This window comes from Sinomonas sp. ASV486, assembly GCF_030908215.1.
GTDB lineage: Bacteria > Actinomycetota > Actinomycetes > Actinomycetales > Micrococcaceae > Sinomonas > Sinomonas puerhi.
In genome coordinates this window covers 199,214-220,158 of record NZ_JAVFJK010000001.1, presented here as the reverse complement: position 1 = coordinate 220,158, position 20,945 = coordinate 199,214, and the positions used below count along the sequence as shown (strand labels likewise).

Genomic DNA, 20,945 nt, shown 5'->3' with positions numbered 1-20,945 from the left:
GCTCAGGCGAGCGGACCGCCGAAGATGTCGATCGTGCTGCCGTCCTTGAGGGTGACGATGGCACGCTTGGTGGACTTGCGCTGGCCCCAGCCGAACTTGGTCCGCTTGCGCTTACCCGGACGGTTGAGAGTGTTGATCGAGTCGACCTTGACCGAGAAGATGCGCTCGATGGCGATCTTGATCTCGGTCTTGTTGGAGCGCGGGTCCACCAGGAAGGTGTACTTGCCCTCGTCGATCAGGCCGTAGCTCTTCTCCGAGACAACCGGCGCGATGACGACGTCCCGCGGGTCCTTGTAGCTGGATGCGTTCACTTGGAAGCCTCCTCATTCGCAGTGCTGTGTCCCTGGGACTTCGACGCCACGAACGCATCGAATGCAGCCTTCGTGAAGACCACGTCGTCGGAGACGAGAACGTCGTACGTGTTCAGCTGGTCGGCGTAGATCGCGTGGACCTCGGCGAGGTTGCGCACCGAAAGGGCAGCGGCCTCGTCGGCACGGTCGATCACGACGAGCAGGTTCTTGCGGTCCGAGAGGGAGCGCAGGGTGCTGAGCGCGTCCTTCGTGCTCGGCTTCTCACCGGAGACGAGGGACTCGACGACGTGGATGCGGCCGTTGCGGGCGCGGTCAGAGAGGGCGCCGCGGAGGGCAGCAGCCTTCATCTTCTTGGGGGTGCGCTGGCTGTAGTCACGCGGCACGGGACCGTGGACGACGCCGCCGCCGGTCATGTGCGGGGCGCGGATCGAACCCTGACGGGCGCGGCCGGTGCCCTTCTGCTTGAACGGCTTGCGGCCGGCGCCGGACACTTCGCCGCGGCCCTTCACCTTGTGCGTGCCCTGGCGTGCAGCGGCCAGCTGGGCAACGACGACCTGGTGCAGCAGCGGGACGTTCGTCTGGACGTCGAAGATCTCTGCGGGGAGATCAACGTTGACAGTTGCGTTAGCCATGAGTTCAGGCTCCCTTCACGGCGGTGCGGACGAGGACGACCGAGCCGCGGGCACCCGGAAGGGCACCCTTGATGAGGAGCAGCGAGTTCTCGGCATCCACGGCGTGCACGGTGAGGTTCATGGTCGTCTGGCGCTCATTGCCCATGCGACCGGCCATGCGGAGGCCCTTGAAGACGCGGCCCGGGGTGGCGCAGGCACCGATGGAACCGGGCTTGCGGTGGTTCTTGTGAGCACCGTGGGAGGCACCGACGCCGTGGAAGCCGTGACGCTTCATGACACCGGCGAAGCCCTTGCCCTTGGTGGTGCCGACGACGTCGATCTTCTGGCCGGCCTCGAAGGTCTCCACGGAGATCTCCTGGCCCAGCTCGTACGAGTCGGCGTCGGCGGTGCGGACCTCGACGAGGTGACGGCGCGGGGTCACGCCAGCCTTCTCGAAGTGTCCGGTCAGCGGCTTGTTGACCTTGCGCGGATCGATCTGGCCGTAGCCGATCTGGACCGCGGTGTAGCCGTCGGTCTCGGGGTTGCGCAGCTGGGTGACGACGTTGGAGTCGGCCTTAACAACAGTGACGGGGATGAGCTTGTTGGTCTCGTCCCAGACCTGGGTCATGCCGAGCTTCGTGCCCAGCAGGCCCTTCACATTACGGGTAGCGGTCATAGTTTTCTCAGCACCTCCCTCTAGAGCTTGATTTCGATGTTGACGTCAGCCGGCAGGTCGAGGCGCATGAGCGAGTCGACCGCCTTCGGCGTCGGGTCGATGATGTCGATCAGCCGCTTGTGCGTGCGCATCTCAAAGTGCTCGCGGCTGTCCTTGTACTTGTGCGGAGAGCGGATGACGCAGTACACGTTCTTCTCCGTCGGCAGCGGAACGGGGCCCACTACCGTTGCGCCTGCGCGCGTGACCGTCTCAACGATCTTCCGAGCCGAAGTATCGATGACCTCGTGGTCATACGACTTCAGCCGGATGCGGATCTTCTGTCCCGCCATATCGCCTGACTCGCTTTCGTCTGTCTAGCCCTGCTGGTGTCAGTTCACTGTTCTGTTGGCTGTGGCTGCCGAAGCATTCAAGGTTGTAACCACCACCGGCCGCACTGCCTGAATCCGGATTCCCGGGTTCCTCAGACAACCGGCCACTCCGACCCCCGCGGTCGGGCGTGTCGCGCCGATTGGCACGCACGTACCCTTAGCCTTTTGCGAAGGTGGGTCATATTTGGTCTCCAGCCTGGACCCTGCACCCGGCATTATCCGGATCGGGACGCGAAGGAGCGCTTGAACAACTCATCTAGTCTGCCAGACAACTGCCCGTAGCGCCAATCGACGCACGCGGCCGCTTCGCCGCACCTCTTGGCGGACCCCTGCGGTCGGCGCGAAGATAGGCGCATGCCGCGTGCCGCCGTCGAACGCCTCGCCAGCCTGATTCCACACGACTTTACTCTCGGTGTCGCGACTTCCGCGTTCCAGATCGAGGGCGCCCTCGACGAGGATGGCAGAGGATCCTCGAGCTGGGATGAATTCGCGGCGCGCCCGGGCGTGATCGACTCCGACGGCTCCCCCGCCCTCGCGTGCGACCACTACCACCGAAGCGGCGAGGACTTGGACCTCGTGGCGGGCCTCGGAGTGGACGCCTACCGTTTCTCCATCGCATGGTCCCGTGTGCAGCCCGAGGGCCGCGGCGCGTGGAACGAGAAGGGGTGGGACTTCTACGACCGGCTCATCGACGGCATGCTCGCGCGCGGCCTCTCACCCATGGCCACGCTCTTCCATTGGGACACACCGCTCGCCCTCGAGCACGACGGCGGGTGGCTGGCCCGGGCGACCGCCCTGCGGTTCGCCGAGTATGCCGCCGAGGCCGGCAGGCGGTTCGGCGACCGGGTGGACCGCTGGGTCACGCTCAACGAGCCGGTCTCACTGACCCTCAACGGCTATGCACTCGGCATCCACGCGCCGGGGAGGCAGCTGCTCTTCGACGCCCTGCCTGCCGCTCACCACCAGCTCCTGGGCCACGGACTAGCGGTCCAGGCGCTGCGCGCAGCACGTGTGCGCGGGCAGATCGGCATCACGAACATGCACGCGCCGGTCCACCCGGCGAGCCGCGGCCCGCTCGACTGGATCCATGCCAAGAGTGCCGACGTCCTGCTGAACAGGCTCTACGCAGACCCCGTGCTGCTGGGCCGCTACCCGAGGATTCCGTCCCTGGGCCGGCGACTCAACCCCACCGACCGCCGCACGCGCGCGGACGATCTCGCGACCATCCACGCGCCGCTCGACTTCTACGGCCTCAATTACTACTACCCCGCACGGATCCGTACGGGCCCAGGTCCGACCCCCAACGGGGTCCAGCACACGGCCGCCATCGGCAAGACGCCATTCCACCTCGCCGAGCTCCCCGAATACGCGGTGACCGGCTTCGGGTGGCCCATCTCGCCTGAGTACTGCGGGGTGGTGCTCGGCGAGCTCAAGCAGCGCTACGGTGCTTCCCTGCCGCCGGTCTACATCACCGAGAGCGGGGCGAGCTTCCCGGAGCCGTCCCAATCGGACGGCATGATGCACGACGACGCGCGCGTCGCCTACCTCGCGTCGCATCTTGAGGCTGCGCTCGCAGCCGTCGGACCGGGCGGCCCTGCCGAAGGGGTCGACCTGCGCGGCTGGTACGTGTGGACCCTCACCGACAACTTCGAGTGGGCCGCGGGCTACACCCAGCGGTTCGGGCTTGTGCACACCGACTTCGCGACGCTCGAGCGCACGCCGAAGGCCTCGTACTACTGGCTTCAGCAGCTGGCCCGGGCTCGGCACCGGCCAGCCGTGAGCGCGTGAGGCCCGCGCCGGCGTCGCGCCAGCCCGACTGGCGCCGGACCCACCCGTGCCCGCGCTGCCCCCACCCGCGCTACCCCAAGCCGGGGCCCGCACTCAAGCGGACCGGCCCTACTCCCCGCGGTCCGATCTGCGGATCTGCCGGAAGCGCTCGATTTCGCGCTTGAAGTTCTTGCGCACCCAGAAGTAGCCAGCCACCAGGACGATGGCGAAGGCGATGACGACGATCCAGCTCACGGCGAAGGCCTTCCCTCGGTTGGCTCACGGGACTCCGGGCCTGCGCCTACCGTAGCAGGGTGCCACGCGGGCGGCGCGCCAGCCACCAGACGGCCGCCGCGATGATCGCGAGGCCGAGGATGCCCAGCAGCGCGTACACGTAGGCGCGTACGGACCAGAGCACACACGCCACCACGCCGGCCACGCCCCAGATCGTGAAGCGCCTCTCGCTCAGGAGGAGCCCTGCCAGCGTGAGCACCGCGAAGGCCACGAGGAGCCAGACCTGCTGGGCGTTGTCCCCCTCGAAGAGCGTCCACAGGCCCGTGAGCGTCAGGGCGCCGGAGGATCCCTCGAGCCAAGCCCTGCCGACGGCCACGGAGCGTCGGACGTAGTAGCGCAGCAGGGCTATGACGGCGGCGACAACCACGTACCACTGCACGAGCCAGAAGGTGCTCGGGTCATGGCCACCGGCAAAGACCGCGCGCTGCACAGCGGCGGTCAGGACGACCGCGCCCACCTCGACGCCGAGCCGGCGGAACCTGGGCCACAGCTCGGGTACGACGACGGCGACGAGCGCCGCGACGAGGAACGGGAGGACTACGGCGGCGGGCGCATTCCACGCCGTCGTGCCCGAGGCCGCGAGGGCCACGACTGCGGCGCCCGAGAGCGACCAACGGCGGACCGGATCGGCGGCAAACCGACCCGCCGCCCCGACGCGCTGCCCCCGGCGCCCGGGCCACCTGCCCGACCAGCGCAGCGCAACAGCTGCGGCCGCGGGGACGAGTGTTCCGGCCATGACCCGCACCGGCTCGCGCCAGACCACCGGAAGCCCATCGACGAGATCGAGCGCAATGGACGACCCGGCGGACAGGGTGAGGAGGACGCCGAGCGGGAAGGTGATCACGCTGATCCACTCAGTCGCCGTCCACACGTAGCTCGCGGCGAGAAGCACCGCCGCGGCCGCCCCGACCGCCACGCCGAGAATCCACGAGCGCTCCGGCATGGCAAGGACGACTGCGGACACCGCAAAGGCTCCAGCACCGGCAGTCCACGCCCAGGGAAGAACCTGTCCACCCCGCTGCGCGCGCGGCTCCCACCGGGCCATGCCCGCGATGTGGGCGAGCGCGACCGCAGCGAGGAGGAGCGCGGTCGACTGGCCGCTGAGCAGAGGATGGACAAGGATCTGCCCGGCCTGGAAGTGCATGCTGGGCCCGAGTGCCACGGCACCGAGAAGGAGCCCCGCGACACCCACGTACCCCGCCCTGGGGTGGCTCCGGAGCGTCGCGAGGACACTCACCACCACGAACAGCGCCTCGAGCAGGATGACCCAACGGCCGCCCTCCGGCCCCTGCCGGGCGAACAGGAGATAGCCGAGCGGTACCGCGAGCTGGCCCGCGAGGCCGCTCCAGTAGGTCGCTTCTTGGAACGGCAGCGCCGCCGTCGCGTGGGCCAGGACGCGGCGGACGACGTGCTGGAGCGCCAGCCCCACCGCGAGGACGACGCTGATCCATGTGGGCGACGCCGTGGCGTCCTGGGCCACCAGCATGGCCAGCGCCACGGGGAGGGCGCGGGCAGCCACGAGGTGCGCTCCCTTGGATGCGGCCTGGGGAGCGAGATACACCATGGCGGCCGAGAACACCGTGAACAGCGCGGTGAGGATCTCGAGGACCCGGAGGTCTCGAGCCGCGACGACGGCCATGACCGCCAGCGCCACCGGCGCGACGGCGGCCGAGGCACGCCGTAGACGGAGCGCCATCCCTGCGAGCGCCGAGGCTACGGCGAAGGCGACCACGATGATCGCGGCGAGGTGGCTGAGCGAGTCGGTCATGCCGACACCGCGGAGGCGCTCCATCGCCACCGCGGCGGTCGCAGGAAGGGCGACGCCGAGGACGACTGCCGCGTCCTCGAGCGTCCACCGGAAGCGGCGTCCCGTGCGGTGGCCCCACAGCTCGACCGCGATGGGGACGGCAACCTGCACGAGGACCACCGCGGCGAAGATGTGCACGCCCGTGATGCGCTCGCCGAACGCCACCGGCCGCCACCCGTCGAGCTCGAGCTCTCGGAACACACCGAGGGCCAGGAGTGTCGCGGCACCTCGGGCCAGCCAGATGTATGCCCAACGCCGGATGGTGGACGACGCACGCCACGCGGAGATGCCGAGCACCGAGACGGAAAGGGCCAGCACCGCGTTGGAGAGCCCGCCTTCGCCGACAAGGAAGGCCTCGAGGGCAAGCACACCGAGCAGGAGGTTCGGCACGGACTCCCCCACGGCTACAAGCCCCGGACGGCCGGTGACCGAGCCGTCGGGATCCAGGCCGACCGGGACTGACGGCACGAGGAAGAGCCCAGCCCAGAGGCCCACGGCACCCGCGCAGGCGACAGACACGGCGGGACCGTAGAGTGGCGACAGATGGCTCGCCGGGGCGAACAAGGTCCCACCCGCGACGCCGACTGTCGTCACGGACACGAAGGCGGTCGAGGCCAGCACCCACGTCATCGCACCCCGACGGTACTCCGGAAGCCGCGCTGCCCCCAGCACGCCTGTCCCGGCCAGTTGGGCGGCGGCTGTGGCCAGGACCGCAAACGCGACGGCCGCGACCCTGGATGAGGGGCGCGTCGAGTCGGGCAGGAGCGCCGCCACGATCGAGGGCACGGCAAGCAGGGATGCGAGCCGCGCGGCCGCAACGAAATGGATCCGTCCCCAGACGGGCAGGGAATCTTCGACCGCCCGGGCTGGCGGCCACACCGCCCTCGAGGCGAAGTAGAGGCAGCCCTCCACGGCGAGGACAGCGAGGGGCCAACGGGCCAGATCGAGGAACGGCAGCACCGCGAACGCGAGGACCGGCAGCCAATCGGCCGGCGCACCCCACCGCCAGGCCACGAACTGCGCCGTGACCCCGAACACGGCCGCGGCAATGAAGAGGTAGCCGTCCGCCCCCGGAGTCGACACGGCCGAGACAACGGCGACCAGCGCGGCCTGCACGAAGACCCCGGTCGCCTGTTCCACCCGTGCCACGCGCGGCGACAGGCCAAGCCCGGGCGCCGCCCGCCACTCGAGCGCGGCGGAGGCGAGAGTCCCCAGCGCGATCATGACGACGGCGGCCACCGCCCCGGCCGCCAGGGCGGAGTGTCCGAACCAGGTCAGCCCGGCGTCCGCCGCCTGCGCCGCGCCGACCCCGGCAGCGATCGCCGACGTCGTGCGTGCGCCCCACCACGAGAGTCGCCGCATGAGCGCACGCCCGGTGAGGAACGAGGTGGCGGCAAGGTAGACGCTCATCGCCGCCACAAGGCCCGGATACTGCCAGCGGTCCAGGCTTTGGACCGTGACGGTGGCGGCAACGAAGGTCGATGGCACCACGTAGGGGTGCAGCTGTGCGATGGGCCGGAGATACAGGGGCGGCACCCATCTGGGCTCAACTGCGGAGACCAGCGCGAGGACTGCCGCGGCCCCGATGAGGGCTGCATAGTCCGCCGCGAGGGCACCGCCGAGCACTTCCGTGCCAGACCAGGCTGTGGTGAACACGAACGTCAGGCTCAGGTAGACGAGGACCCGGCTTTCGATGCGGACGGCGGCAAAGCCGAAGGCGACGAGCCCCACCAGGCTCGTGATGAGCCACGAGAGGCTGGGCCTGTGCAGCACGACGATATCGAGGCCGAGGCCCGTGACCGGTAGGAGCGCGAGGCCCGTCCCGGCGAAGGCAACGGCCGCAGGGCGGAGCCTGGGGAACCGCGCATGGACCACCAGGCCGGCGACGTAGAACAGTGCGGTAACCCCCGCCAGCCCGGCGAGGCGCAGGCCCTTGTCGACGCTGCTCGTGAGGAAGAGCGCGGCTGCCGCCACCATCAGGAGGGCAGCAGCGTACAGGGCGATGTTCGCACTCTGGATCCCGCGCCGTTCCCTGCGGCGTGCGGCCTCCTCGGCCATTTCCTCAGGAGACCGGCTGGGCATGGGCGATGGCGCCTGGCGGCGGGGAGCCGTCGGAATGGACATCACCCGGCGGCCCGCGCGCGGCATTGCTGCCGCTCCGGGCTGGGCTGGGCCCCAGACGGTGGGCGCACCGGGCGACGCCATGGGCGGCGCTCCCGAGCCGACAGCCGGCCAACTGCCCGGCACCGCGACGGCCGACGGCGCCGCCGGCGTGGGCAGGGCGGCAGGGGCCTTGGGCACCACGGGCGCCGGGGCGGACGTCCGCAGGGCCTGGGCCCAACCGGCACGGTGGCCCTCGTAGTACCCAGCGCGGTGCCCTTCGAGGTATCCCGCCCGATGACCGTCCGTGTAGCCGGCCTCGTAGGGACCCTGCCCTTCTGGTGCCCTAGCGTCCACGACTGCCTCCGTCGCCTGCGGTCTGCCCGATCGTGCAACGTCTATCCGATCGGGCATCATTTATCCATTTGTCAGACGAAGAATATCGCTCCGCGCAGGCACCCCATAGAGCCGAAAGGACCCCGTCGCGGTGAAGCGACGGGGTCCTCTGGGACCAGCCCTGAAGGGCGGCAGTTCCTCGAAAGTGAGGAGACTACTTGATGATCTTGGTCACGCGGCCCGAGCCAACGGTGCGGCCACCCTCACGGATAGCGAAGCCGAGGCCCTCTTCCATGGCGATCGGCTGGATGAGCGCAACGGTCATCTCAGTGTTGTCGCCGGGCATGACCATCTCGGTGCCCTCGGGGAGGGTGATGACGCCGGTCACGTCCGTGGTACGGAAGTAGAACTGCGGGCGGTAGTTCGAGTAGAACGGGTTGTGACGGCCGCCCTCATCCTTGGAGAGGATGTAGACGTTCGCCTCGAAGTCGGTGTGCGGGGTGATGGAACCCGGCTTCACGACGACCTGGCCGCGCTCGACGTCCTCGCGCTTGATGCCACGGAGCAGAAGGCCACAGTTCTCGCCGGCCCATGCCTCGTCGAGCTGCTTGTGGAACATCTCGATACCCGTGACCGTGGTCTTCTGGACCGGGCGGATGCCGACGATCTCGACCTCGGAGTTCAGGGCGAGGGTACCGCGCTCGGCGCGGCCCGTCACGACGGTGCCACGACCGGTGATCGTGAAGACGTCCTCGATAGGCATGAGGAACGGCTTGTCGCGGTCACGGATCGGGTCCGGAACGTTCTCGTCCACAGCCTCCATGAGCTCCTCGACCGACTTGACCCACTTGGGATCGCCCTCGAGAGCCTTGAGGCCCGAGACGCGGATCACCGGGGCGTTGTCGCCATCGAAGCCCTGCGAGGAGAGGAGCTCGCGCACCTCCATCTCGACGAGGTCAAGGAGCTCCTCATCGTCGACCATGTCGGCCTTGTTGAGGGCGACGAGCAGGTACGGAACACCAACCTGGCGGGCAAGCAGAACGTGCTCACGCGTCTGGGCCATCGGGCCGTCCGTCGCAGCAACCACGAGGATGGCGCCGTCCATCTGCGCCGCACCCGTGATCATGTTCTTGATGTAGTCAGCGTGACCCGGAGCATCGACGTGAGCGTAGTGGCGCTTCTCCGTCTGGTACTCGATGTGGGAGATGTTGATGGTGATGCCGCGCTGGCGCTCCTCAGGAGCGGAGTCGATCTGCGCGAAGTCGCGCTTCTCGTTGAGATCGGGGTACTTGTCGGCAAGCACCTTCGAAATGGCAGCGGTCAGCGTCGTCTTGCCGTGGTCAACGTGGCCGATAGTGCCGATGTTGACGTGCGGCTTAGTCCGCTCGAACTTTGCCTTCGCCACTGGTTCCTCCTAGAACTGATACAGAAGACTTGCTTCCAGCCGCGACTGTCGCAGCTGAAACTTTTGCAAGTCTACTGTGGGCTGTGTTTTTTCGTGAAATCACGCGGAAGTATACCCCCGCGCGGAGGGTGACCCACCGCCGTCGTGCGCGTTCTCCCGTGCGGGAGAGCACCCACGACGGCGGCGAGCCGCGGTCCAGAACTACTCGCCGCGCGACTTCTGGATGATCTCGTCGGCAACAGCCTTCGGGACCTCAGAGTAGCTGTCGAACTGCATCGAGTAGACAGCACGGCCCTGGGTCTTCGACCGAAGGTCGCCAATGTAGCCGAACATCTCGGACAGCGGCACGAGGGCGCGGATGACCTTGACTCCGACAGCGTCCTCCATGGCCTGGATCTGGCCACGGCGGGCGTTGAGGTCGCCGATGACGTCGCCCATGTATTCCTCAGGCGTACGGACCTCGACGGCCATCAGCGGCTCGAGGAGCACAGGGTTGGCGCGGCGTGCGCCCTCCTTGAACACCTGCGAACCGGCGATCTTGAACGCCATCTCCGAGGAGTCGACGTCGTGGTAGGCGCCATCGGTGATCGACGCCTTGACGCCGACCATCGGGTAGCCGGCCAGGATGCCGAACTGCATGGCGTCCTGGATGCCCGCGTCGACGCTCGGGATGTACTCGCGCGGCACGCGGCCACCCGTGACGGCGTTCACGAACTCGTACATCGTGCCCTCGGCGGTGTCGAGCGGCTCGAACGTGACCTGCACCTTGGCGAACTGGCCGGAACCGCCAGTCTGCTTCTTGTGCGTGTAGTCGACCTTCTCGACCTTCTTCTTGATGGTCTCACGGTACGCGACCTGGGGCTTGCCCACGTTCGCCTCGACCTTGTACTCGCGGCGCATGCGGTCCACCAGGATGTCCAGGTGGAGCTCGCCCATGCCGCCGATCTCGGTCTGGCCCGTCTCCTCGTTGTGGGAGACGGTGAACGTCGGGTCCTCGGCGGAGAGCTTCTGGATGGCCGTGGACAGCTTCTCCTGGTCACCCTTGGTCTTCGGCTCGATGGCCACGAAGATCACCGGCTCCGGGAAGGACATCGACTCGAGGACGATCGGCGCGTTGACGTCGCAGAGCGTGTCACCGGTCGTGGTGTCCTTGAGGCCGATCACCGCGTAGATGTGGCCGGCGTGGACCTCATCGACGGGGTTCTCCTTGTTGGCGTGCATCTGGAAGAGCTTCCCGATGCGCTCCTTCTTGCCCTTCGTCGAGTTCAGCACCTGGATGCCCGAGGTGGCCTTGCCCGAGTAGACGCGGATGAAGTTGAGCTGCCCGAAGAACGGGTGCGCCGCAATCTTGAACGCGAGAGCCGAGAACGGCTCGTCCTCGCTCGGCTTGCGGGTGAGCTCGATCGACTCGTCCTTGGGATCGTGGCCGACCATGGCCGGGACGTCCAGCGGGGACGGGAGGTAGTCGATGACGGCGTCGAGCATCGGCTGGACGCCGCGGTTCTTGAACGCGGAGCCACAGAAGACCGGGTAGATCTCGGAGTTGACCGTGAGCTTGCGGATGCCCGCCTTGAGCTCGTCGACCGAGACCTCTTCGCCCTCGAGGTACTTCTCCATGAGCTCTTCGGAAGCCTCGGCAACGGCCTCGACGAGGTCGGCGCGGTACTGCTCGGCCTTCTCCTGGAGGTCGGCAGGGATCTCCTGCGTCTCGTAGGAGGCACCCATGGTCACGTCGCCCTTGGCGTCGCCGGGCCACACGAGGGCCTTCATGGTCAGCAGGTCTACAACACCGATGAAGTCGCTCTCGGAGCCGATGGGCAGCTGCATGACGAGCGGCTTGGCACCGAGACGCTTGATGATGGTGTCTACGGTGAAGTAGAAGTCGGCACCGAGCTTGTCCATCTTGTTGACGAAGCAGATGCGCGGAACGTCGTACTTGTCAGCCTGACGCCACACCGTCTCCGACTGGGGCTCGACGCCCTCCTTGCCGTCGAAGACGGCAACGGCGCCATCGAGGACACGCAGGGAGCGCTCAACCTCAACCGTGAAGTCCACGTGGCCCGGCGTGTCGATGATGTTGATCTGGTTGTTGTTCCAGAAGCAGCTCACGGCGGCAGACGTGATCGTGATGCCGCGCTCCTTCTCCTGCTCCATCCAGTCGGTCGTCGACGCGCCGTCGTGCGTCTCGCCGATCTTGTGCGTCATGCCCGTGTAGAAGAGGATGCGCTCGGTCGTGGTGGTCTTGCCGGCATCGATGTGCGCCATGATGCCGATATTGCGGACCCTGCTGAGGTCGGTAAGCACGTCGAGTGCCACGGTGTCTCCCTGTTTGTCCCTAATTGGCTGCGCGCCCGCCGCCGGCCCTCGTGGGGCCGGCGGCGAACCCTGGTCTTACCAGCGGTAGTGGGCGAAGGCCTTGTTCGACTCGGCCATCTTGTGAGTGTCCTCGCGGCGCTTCACCGCGGCGCCGAGGCCGTTGGAAGCGTCGAGGATCTCGTTCTGGAGACGCTCGGTCATCGTCTTCTCGCGGCGGGCCTTGGAGTAGCCCACGAGCCAGCGGAGGGCCAGCGCGGTCGCGCGGCCCGGCTTGACCTCGACCGGAACCTGGTAGGTCGCGCCGCCGACGCGGCGGGACTTGACCTCAAGGGTCGGGCGGACGTTGTCCATGGCCTTCTTCAGCGCGGCGACGGGATCGCCGCCCGTCTTCTGGCGCGCACCCTCGAGGGCACCGTAGACGATGCGCTCGGCGGTGGACTTCTTGCCGTCGACGAGGACCTTGTTGATGAGCTGCGTCACGAGCGGCGAACCGTAGACCGGATCGACGACGAGAGGACGCTTCGGGGCCGGGCCCTTACGAGGCATTACTTCTTCTCCTTCTTGGCGCCGTAGCGGCTGCGTGCCTGCTGGCGGTTCTTGACACCTTGGGTGTCAAGCGCGCCGCGGACGATCTTGTAGCGGACACCCGGGAGGTCCTTGACGCGGCCACCGCGGACGAGCACGATCGAGTGCTCCTGGAGGTTGTGGCCGACGCCGGGGATGTACGCCGTGACCTCGACGCCGCCGTTGAGGCGGACACGCGCAACCTTGCGGAGGGCAGAGTTCGGCTTCTTCGGGGTCGTGGTGTACACACGGGTGCACACGCCACGACGCATGGGGCTGCCCTTGAGGGCAGGAGCCTTGGTCTTGGAGACCTTCGGCGTGCGGCCCTTACGGACCAACTGCTGAATAGTAGGCACTTTCGCTCCGTACTTTGTACTTGCGTACTTCGTTGAACTTTCGCCGACGCGGGCCCCTGTCGGGGATTCGGTAGACGCTGTCGGTTGCTTCGCACTTCCGCGGGCAACCAACCGTAGGCGTGCAAAAGTGTGGCATCCGTTGCGCACCAACCCCGCAACCCGGAAACAGGCCCCGTCATCGCCGCGCGGACGCGTCCAATCTGACGGCCTTCATCCATTGCCACACAGAAACAATCGAAGAAAGCCTATCACGGCCGGGGTCTCCGACTGAAAACGGCGCACGACGGCGGCCCTCGCCGAACGCTGTGCACTCCCCTACCTCGGGGGCCAGCCGAGGCGAGGCGGGCAGACGCCGGCGGCCGGCACCCCGCGAAGGGTACCGGCCGCCGTCGTGCGCACGAGGCGCGTGCACTATGAACGCTACGAACTCAGCGGTAGTCGCCGCCGAGGTCGTAGTCGTCCAGGGGGATCGCGTGGAACTCCTGGACGCCGTCGCCGTTCAGCGGATCGTAAGCGAAGTCGCTGAACGCGCTCGGACCGGTGAAGAGCGTCGCCTTGGCCTCCTCGGTGGGCTCGACCGTAATGTCCGTGTACCGGGGAAGACCGGTACCGGCCGGGATGAGCTTGCCGATGATGACGTTCTCCTTGAGGCCCAGCAGCGGATCGCTCCTGCCCTCCATAGCCGCCTGCGTGAGGACGCGGGTGGTCTCCTGGAAGGACGCGGCCGAGAGCCAGGACTCCGTGGCGAGCGACGCCTTGGTGATGCCCATGAGCTCGGGACGGCCAGAGGCCGGCTTCTTGCCCTCGGACACGACGCGGCGGTTCTCGTCGCGGTAGCGGCGGCCCTCGGCGAGCTCGCCCGGCAGCAGATCCGTATCGCCGGACTCGATGACCGTGACGCGGCGCAGCATCTGGCGGACGATGACCTCCACGTGCTTGTCGTGGATGCCGATGCCCTGGCTGCGGTACACACCCTGGACCTCGTCGACGAGGAACTTCTGCGCCTCGCGCGGGCCCTGGATGCGCAGGACCTGCTTCGGATCGACCGGGCCGTTGACGAGCTTCTGCCCGACCTCGACGCGCTCGCCGTCCTCGACGAGGAGACGGGACCGGCGGGAGACCGGGTAGGCGATCTCCTCGGTGCCGTCGTCCGGCGTCAGCACGAGCCGAAGCTGCTTCTCGGTGTCCTCGACCGTGATGCGGCCAGCCGCCTCGGAGATCGGCGCCACACCCTTCGGGGTACGGGCCTCGAAGAGCTCCTGGATACGGGGCAGACCCTGGGTGATGTCCTCGCCGCCGGACGCCGAGACGGCGCCACCGGTGTGGAAGGTACGCATGGTCAGCTGCGTGCCGGGCTCGCCGATGGACTGCGCGGCGATGATGCCCACGGCCTCGCCGATGTCCACGAGCTTGCCCGAGGCCAGCGAACGGCCGTAGCACTTCGCGCACGTACCGACTGCCGACTCGCACGTGAGCACCGAGCGGACCCGGATCTCCGTGATGCCGGAGTCGATGAGCTCGTTGATGAGCACATCGCCGAGGTCGGCGCCGGCCTCCGCGAGGACATTGCCCTCGGAGTCGGTGACGTCGACCGCAAGGGTCCGCGTGTAGGCCGTGTTCTCGACGTTCTCGTCATGGACGAGCTCGCCGTTGTGGTCCGCCGTCGCGATCGTGACCATGAGGCCTCGCTCGGTGCCGCAGTCGTCCTCACGCACGATCACGTCCTGGGACACGTCCACCAGACGACGCGTCAGGTAGCCCGAGTTGGCCGTACGGAGAGCCGTATCGGCCAGACCCTTGCGGGCACCGTGCGTCGCGATGAAGTACTCGAGGACCGAGAGGCCCTCGCGGTACGAGGACTTGATCGGGCGCGGGATGATCTCGCCCTTCGGGTTGGCCACGAGGCCACGGATACCGGCGATCTGACGGACCTGCATCCAGTTACCACGGGCACCAGAGGAGACCATGCGGTTGATGGTGTTCATCTTCGGGATGGACTCCCGCATGACCGCAGCGATCTCGTTGGTCGCCTTGTCCCAGATCTCGATGAGCTCGGAGCGGCGCTCCTCGTCATCGATCAGGCCCTTGTCGTACTGGCTCTGGATCTTCGCGGCACGATCCTCGTAGCCGGCCAGGATGGCCGGCTTGGCCTCGGGGACGGCGATGTCGGAGATCGCCACCGTGACGCCCGAACGCGTGGCCCAGTGGAAGCCCGCGTCCTTGAGGTTGTCCAGCGTCGCCGCGACCACGACCTTCGGGTAGCGCTCCGCGAGGTCGTTGACGATCTTGGAGAGCTGGCCCTTGTCCGCAACGGCCTCGACCCACGGGTAGTCCTCGGGCAGCGTCTGGTTGAAGACAACCTGACCGAGCGAGGTCTCCACGAGCGCCGGCGTGCCGGGCTCCCAGCCCTCGGGGGCCGGACGCTCGGCCGAGGGCACGAAGCCCTCGAGACGGATCCGGACCTTCGAGTTGAGGTGCAGCTCGCGGGCGTCGTGCGCCATGATCGCCTCGGCCACCGAGGAGAACACACGGCCCTCGCCGACGGCGCCCTCACGCTTGGTGGTGAGGTGGTACAGGCCGATGATCATGTCCTGCGAGGGCAGGGTGACCGGACGGCCGTCCGACGGCTTGAGGATGTTGTTCGAGGAGAGCATGAGGATGCGCGCCTCGGCCTGGGCCTCGGGGCTCAGCGGCAGGTGCACAGCCATCTGGTCGCCGTCGAAGTCGGCGTTGAACGCCGCGCACACGAGCGGGTGCAGCTGGATGGCCTTGCCCTCGACGAGCTGCGGCTCGAACGCCTGGATGCCGAGACGGTGCAGGGTAGGTGCGCGGTTGAGCAGCACCGGGTGCTCGGTGATGATCTCCTCGAGCACGTCCCACACCTGCGGGCGGTAGCGCTCCACCATCCGCTTGGCGCTCTTGATGTTCTGGGCGTGGTTGAGGTCCACGAGCCGCTTCATGACGAACGGCTTGAACAGCTCGAGCGCCATCTGCTTCGGCAGACCGCACTGGTGCAGCTTGAGCTGCGGACCGACGACGATGACCGAACGGCCCGAGTAGTCCACACGCTTGCCGAGCAGGTTCTGGCGGAACCGGCCCTGCTTGCCCTTGAGCATGTCCGAGAGGGACTTGAGCGGGCGGTTGCCCGGACCCGTCACCGGACGGCCACGGCGGCCGTTGTCGAACAGCGAGTCCACAGCCTCCTGGAGCATGCGCTTCTCGTTGTTGACAATGATCTCCGGCGCACCGAGGTCAAGCAGTCGCTTGAGGCGGTTGTTGCGGTTGATCACGCGGCGGTACAGGTCGTTCAGGTCGGACGTCGCGAAGCGGCCGCCGTCGAGCTGGACCATCGGGCGCAGCTCCGGCGGGATCACCGGAACGGCGTCGAGGACCATGCCCGTGGGCTTGTTGTCCGTGGTCAGGAACGCGTTGACGACCTTGAGGCGCTTGAGCGCACGGGTCTTGCGCTGGCCCTTGCCGTTCTGGATGATGTCGCGGAGCAGCTCCGCCTCGGCATCCAGATCGAACGACTGCAGGCGCTTCTGGATCGCCTCGGCGCCCATCGAGCCCTCGAAGTACATGCCGTAGCGGTCACGGAGCTCGCGGTAGAGCGCCTCGTCGCCCTCGAGGTCGGCGACCTTGAGGTTCTTGAAGCGATCCCAGACGGCCTCGAGGCGCTCGATGTCGGCATCCGCACGCTTGCGGATGGTCGCCATCGTCTTGTCGGCGACGTCGCGGGCCTTCTTCTTGTCGGCTGCCTTGGCACCCTCGCCCTCGAGCTTGGCGAGGTCGCCTTCGAGGTCGCGGGCCACCGCCGCGATGTCGGAGTCGCGGGTGTCCACGAGGCGCTTGCGCTCGAGGTCGTGCTCGGCCTGGAGGTTGGGCAGCTGCTCGTGGCGGCGCTCGTCGTCGACCTTGGTGATCATATAGGCCGCGAAGTAGATGACCTTTTCAAGGTCCTTCGGGGCCAGATCGAGGAGGTACCCGAGGCGCGACGGAACACCCTTGAAGTACCAGATGTGCGTCACGGGCGCGGCGAGCTCGATGTGCCCCATCCGCTCGCGACGGACCTTGGCGCGGGTCACCTCAACGCCACAGCGCTCGCAGATGATGCCCTTGAAGCGCACGCGCTTGTACTTGCCGCAGTAGCACTCCCAGTCACGGGACGGGCCGAAGATCTTCTCGCAGAAGAGTCCGTCCTTCTCGGGCTTGAGCGTGCGGTAGTTGATGGTTTCCGGCTTCTTGACCTCACCGTGCGACCAGGTACGGATGTCGTCCGCAGTCGCGAGGCCGATCTGCATGAAGCCGAAGGAGGATTCGTTGGACAATGTGGTCCCTTATCTCTCGTGTCTCTAGAGTCTTTGCTGCTGCCGGTGGTGGCGGAGGGATCAGACCTCTTCGACGGAGCTGGGCTCGTCGCGGGAGAGGTCGATGCCCAGTTCCTCCGCAGCAGTGAAGACTGCATCGTCGGCGTCACGCATCTCGATCGTCGCGCCGTCGGTGGAGAGGACCTCCACGTTCAGGCACAGCGACTGCATTTCCTTGATGAGGACCTTGAAGGACTCCGGAACGCCCGGCTCGGGGATGTTCTCGCCCTTGACGATCGCCTCGTAGACCTTGACACGGCCGTGGATGTCATCCGACTTGATCGTCAGGAGCTCCTGGAGCGTGTACGCCGCGCCATAGGCCTCGAGCGCCCACACCTCCATCTCGCCGAAGCGCTGGCCGCCGAACTGCGCCTTACCACCGAGCGGCTGCTGGGTGATCATCGAGTACGGGCCAGTGGAGCGGGCGTGGATCTTGTCGTCGACAAGGTGGTGGAGCTTCAGGATGTACATGTAGCCCACCGAGACCGGGTCCGGGAACGGCTCGCCGGAGCGGCCGTCGAAGAGCTGGGCCTTGCCGGACGAGCCAATGAGCCGCTGGCCGTCGCGCGTGACGTTCGTCGAGTCGAGGAGACCGGTGATCTCCTCCTCGCGGGCGCCGTCGAACACCGGCGTCGCCAGGTTCTGGTTCGGGCCCACCTCGCGCGGCATCTTCGGCAGGTTCTGGATCCACTCGGGCTCGCCCTCGATTTTCCAGCCCGTCTTGGCAATCCAGCCGAGGTGCAGCTCGAGGACCTGGCCCACGTTCATGCGGCCGGGGACGCCGAGCGGGTTGAGGACGACGTCAACAGGGGTCCCGTCGGGGAGGAACGGCATGTCCTCGATCGGCAGGATCTTCGAGATGACGCCCTTGTTGCCGTGGCGGCCGGCGAGCTTGTCGCCGTCCGTGATCTTGCGCTTGGCAGCCACGTAGACGCGGACGAGCTGGTTGACGCCCGGGGGGAGGTCGTCGTCATTGTCACGGTCGAACACGCGGACGCCGATCACGGTGCCGGACTCGCCGTGCGGAACCTTGAGGGACGTGTCGCGGACCTCGCGGGACTTCTCGCCGAAGATCGCGCGCAGGAGGCGCTCCTCGGGAGTCAGCTCGGTCTCGCCCTTCGGGGTGACCTTGCCGACGAGGATGTCGCCGGCCTCGACCTCGGCGCCGATGTGGATGATGCCGCGCTCATCGAGCTGCGCGAGCACCTCCTCGGACACGTTGGGGATGTCGCGGGTGATCTCCTCGGCGCCCAGCTTCGTGTCGCGGGCGTCGATCTCGTGCTCCTCGATGTGGATCGAGGACAGGACGTCCTCGGCCACGAGGCGCTGGGAGAGGATGATCGCGTCCTCGAAGTTGTGGCCCTCCCACGACATGAACGCGACGAGAAGGTTCCGGCCGAGCGCGAGCTCGCCCTGATCCGTCGCGGGCCCGTCGGCGATGATGCCGCCGAGTTCGAGACGGTCGCCCTCGTTCACGAGCACGCGGTGGTTGTAGCAGTTGCCCTGGTTCGACCGGGAGAACTTGCTGATGCGGTAGTTCGTCTCGGTGCCGTCATCGTTGAGCATGACGACGAGGTCCGCGGAGACCTCGGTGACAACGCCGGCCTTCTTGGCCACGACGACGTCGCCCGCATCCACTGCGGCGGCGCGCTCCATGCCGGTGCCGACGAACGGCGCCTCGGAACGGACGAGCGGCACGGCCTGGCGCTGCATGTTCGCACCCATGAGGGCGCGGTTGGCGTCGTCGTGCTCGAGGAACGGGATGAGGGCCGTGGCCACGGACACCATCTGGCGCGGGGAGACGTCCATGTACTCGACCTCGTCGGCCGGGACGAGCACGGGCTCGCCGCCGCCGCCGCGCTGGCGGACGAGGACCGTCTCCTCGGCAAAGGAGCCGTCCTCGTTCAGGGGCGAGTTCGCCTGGGCGATCTGGACCTCGGCCTCGTCGTCGGCCGTGAGGTAGTCGACCTCGTCGCTGACGACGCCGTCGGTCACCTTGCGGTACGGCGTCTCGATGAAGCCGAACGGGTTGATGCGGCCGTACGAGGCGAGCGAGCCGATGAGGCCGATGTTCGGGCCTTCAGGGGTCTCGATCGGGCACATGCGGCCGTAGTGCGACGGGTGGACGTCACGGACCTCCATGCCAGCGCGGTCGCGGGAGAGTCCGCCGGGGCCGAGCGCCGAGAGGCGACGCTTGTGGGTCAGGCCCGAGAGCGGGTTGTTCTGGTCCATGAACTGCGAGAGCTGGGAGGTTCCGAAGAACTCCTTGATCGCAGCGACCACCGGGCGGATGTTGATGAGGGTCTGGGGCGTGATCGCCTCGACGTCCTGCGTCGTCATGCGCTCGCGGACAACGCGCTCCATGCGGGACAGGCCCGTGCGGACCTGGTTCTCGATGAGCTCGCCCACGGCACGGATGCGGCGGTTGCCGAAGTGGTCGATGTCGTCGACCTCGACGCGGACGTCGACCTCCTCGCCGTCGCGGGTGCCCTTGATCGTCTTCTCGCCAGCGTGGAGCGCGACGAGGAACTTGATCATGGCGACGACGTCCTCGATGTGGAGGATCGACGCCTCGGGGTCCGAGAGCGGGCGGTCGATGCCGAGCTTGCGGTTGACCTTGTAGCGGCCGACCTTGGCCAGGTCGTAGCGCTTGACGTTGAAGTACAGGTTGTCCAGAAGGGCCTGCGCGGCGTCGACCGTCGGCGGCTCGCCCGGGCGGAGCTTGCGGTAGATGTCGAGGAGTGCGTCCTCGCGCGTCTCGGTCGTGTCCTTCTCGAGCGTCGCGCGCATCGAGTCGTACTCGCCGAACTCCTCGAGGATCTGGCCCTCGGTCCAGCCGAGCGCCTTGAGCAGCACCGTGACCGACTGCTTGCGCTTGCGGTCGAGGCGGACGCCGACCTGGTCCCGCTTGTCGATCTCGAGCTCGAACCACGCACCGCGCGACGGGATGATCTTCGCGGTGTAGATGTCCTTGTCGCTCGTCTTGTCCGCGGTGCGCTCGAAGTAGGCACCCGGGGAACGCACGAGCTGCGAGACCACGACACGCTCGGTGCCGTTGACAACGAACGTGCCCTTGTCGGTCATGAGCGGGAAATCACCCATGAAGACGGTCTGCTGCTTGATCTCGCCCGTGTTGTTGTTCATGAACTCGGCCTTGACGTACAGCGGGGCCGAGTACGTGGCGTCCCGGTCCTTGCACTCCGCCATCGTGAACTTCGGGTCGGCGAACTCGGGATCGGAGAAGCTCAGGGACATCGTGCCCTGGAAGTCCTCGATCGGGGAGATCTCCTCGAAGATGTCGGCAAGGCCGGACGTCGTCGCCACACTGTCATCGTTCTTCGCCTGGGCCTCGACAACGCGGGCCTGCCAGCGCTCGTTCCCTACGAGCCAGTCGAAGCTCTCGGTCTGGAGGGCCAGAAGATTCGGAACATCCAGCGGTTCGTGAATCTTTGCGAATGAGAGCCGACGGTTTGCACCGTCGGTGGTAGCGGTTTGGGTTTCAGAGGTGCTCGAGGCGACCAAGAGGGATCCTTCCACAGACCTTCAGGATTGTCCGCACCCTCCCCAGACAAGGCAAGACCCACCCAACTTGTTCAGTTGACCGTGATTGCCGTCCCGAGAGCCCACCGCTATATGAAGGCAACGGTTAAAGGGAGAACGCAAAGAA

At 67.3% G+C, this 20,945-nt stretch carries 14 protein-coding genes; 2 read left to right on the top strand and 12 right to left on the bottom strand.

Annotated features, from left to right (window positions below; all coding sequences use genetic code 11):
* Window positions 1-2 precede the first annotated feature (2 nt).
* The 4 genes from rplW to rpsJ are packed head-to-tail and all read right to left on the bottom strand — an operon-like array spanning window position 3 to window position 1,927.
* Window positions 3-311, bottom strand: a complete 309-nt coding sequence (gene rplW / locus RBS60_RS00950) for a 50S ribosomal protein L23 (RefSeq protein ID WP_307955637.1) — start codon at window positions 309-311, stop codon at window positions 3-5.
* The gene (gene rplD, locus RBS60_RS00945; RefSeq protein WP_307955636.1) at window positions 308-943 is read right to left on the bottom strand and encodes a 50S ribosomal protein L4; all 636 of its coding nucleotides are present in this window, start codon (window positions 941-943) and stop codon (window positions 308-310) included. The genes rplW and rplD overlap by 4 nt, the downstream gene beginning before the upstream one ends.
* 4 nt (window positions 944-947) lie before the next feature.
* Window positions 948-1,598 (bottom strand): 50S ribosomal protein L3, encoded by a 651-nt coding sequence (rplC, locus tag RBS60_RS00940; protein ID WP_307955635.1) that lies wholly within the window; start codon window positions 1,596-1,598, stop codon window positions 948-950.
* Window positions 1,599-1,618: 20 nt separating this feature from the next.
* On the bottom strand, window positions 1,619-1,927 hold the full coding sequence (gene rpsJ / locus RBS60_RS00935; protein ID WP_043119398.1) for a 30S ribosomal protein S10: 309 nt from the start codon (window positions 1,925-1,927) through the stop codon (window positions 1,619-1,621).
* A 393-nt stretch (window positions 1,928-2,320) separates the two neighbouring features.
* Between rpsJ and RBS60_RS00930 the strand changes: the two genes are divergently transcribed.
* The gene (locus RBS60_RS00930) at window positions 2,321-3,754 is read left to right on the top strand and encodes a GH1 family beta-glucosidase (RefSeq protein WP_307955634.1); all 1,434 of its coding nucleotides are present in this window, start codon (window positions 2,321-2,323) and stop codon (window positions 3,752-3,754) included.
* 108 nt (window positions 3,755-3,862) lie between these two features.
* Here the strand turns inward: RBS60_RS00930 and RBS60_RS00925 are convergent, their stop codons facing one another.
* Together RBS60_RS00925 and RBS60_RS00920 are read right to left on the bottom strand one after the other, a co-directional pair.
* A complete protein-coding gene (locus tag RBS60_RS00925; protein ID WP_307955633.1) occupies window positions 3,863-3,988 on the bottom strand; it encodes a hypothetical protein in 126 nt (41 codons plus the stop codon).
* Between the two features lie 46 nt (window positions 3,989-4,034).
* On the bottom strand, window positions 4,035-7,892 hold the full coding sequence (locus tag RBS60_RS00920) for a hypothetical protein (RefSeq protein WP_307955632.1): 3,858 nt from the start codon (window positions 7,890-7,892) through the stop codon (window positions 4,035-4,037).
* Between the two features lie 58 nt (window positions 7,893-7,950).
* Here RBS60_RS00920 and RBS60_RS00915 point away from each other — a divergent pair, with 58 nt between their 5' ends.
* Window positions 7,951-8,196, top strand: coding sequence for a hypothetical protein (locus RBS60_RS00915; protein ID WP_307955631.1), 246 nt, complete (start codon window positions 7,951-7,953; stop codon window positions 8,194-8,196).
* Between the two features lie 288 nt (window positions 8,197-8,484).
* On the opposite strand, the gene tuf is transcribed toward RBS60_RS00915, so the two are convergent.
* From tuf to rpoB, 6 genes are all read right to left on the bottom strand, one after another.
* Window positions 8,485-9,675, bottom strand: coding sequence for an elongation factor Tu (gene tuf, locus RBS60_RS00910; RefSeq protein ID WP_307955630.1), 1,191 nt, complete (start codon window positions 9,673-9,675; stop codon window positions 8,485-8,487).
* A gap of 201 nt (window positions 9,676-9,876) precedes the next feature.
* Window positions 9,877-11,991: an elongation factor G gene (gene fusA, locus RBS60_RS00905; protein WP_307955629.1), complete on the bottom strand. Its 2,115-nt coding sequence runs from the start codon at window positions 11,989-11,991 to the stop codon at window positions 9,877-9,879.
* A gap of 75 nt (window positions 11,992-12,066) precedes the next feature.
* On the bottom strand, window positions 12,067-12,537 hold the full coding sequence (gene rpsG, locus RBS60_RS00900) for a 30S ribosomal protein S7 (RefSeq protein ID WP_307955628.1): 471 nt from the start codon (window positions 12,535-12,537) through the stop codon (window positions 12,067-12,069).
* Window positions 12,537-12,911: a 30S ribosomal protein S12 gene (gene rpsL / locus RBS60_RS00895; RefSeq protein WP_043119407.1), complete on the bottom strand. Its 375-nt coding sequence runs from the start codon at window positions 12,909-12,911 to the stop codon at window positions 12,537-12,539. Before rpsL ends, rpsG begins: the two co-directional genes overlap by 1 nt.
* Before the next feature lie 428 nt (window positions 12,912-13,339).
* Window positions 13,340-17,239, bottom strand: a complete 3,900-nt coding sequence (locus RBS60_RS00890) for a DNA-directed RNA polymerase subunit beta' (RefSeq protein ID WP_307955627.1) — start codon at window positions 17,237-17,239, stop codon at window positions 13,340-13,342.
* Window positions 17,240-17,299: 60 nt separating this feature from the next.
* Window positions 17,300-20,800, bottom strand: a complete 3,501-nt coding sequence (gene rpoB / locus RBS60_RS00885; RefSeq protein WP_307955626.1) for a DNA-directed RNA polymerase subunit beta — start codon at window positions 20,798-20,800, stop codon at window positions 17,300-17,302.
* Window positions 20,801-20,945: the final 145 nt, after the last annotated feature.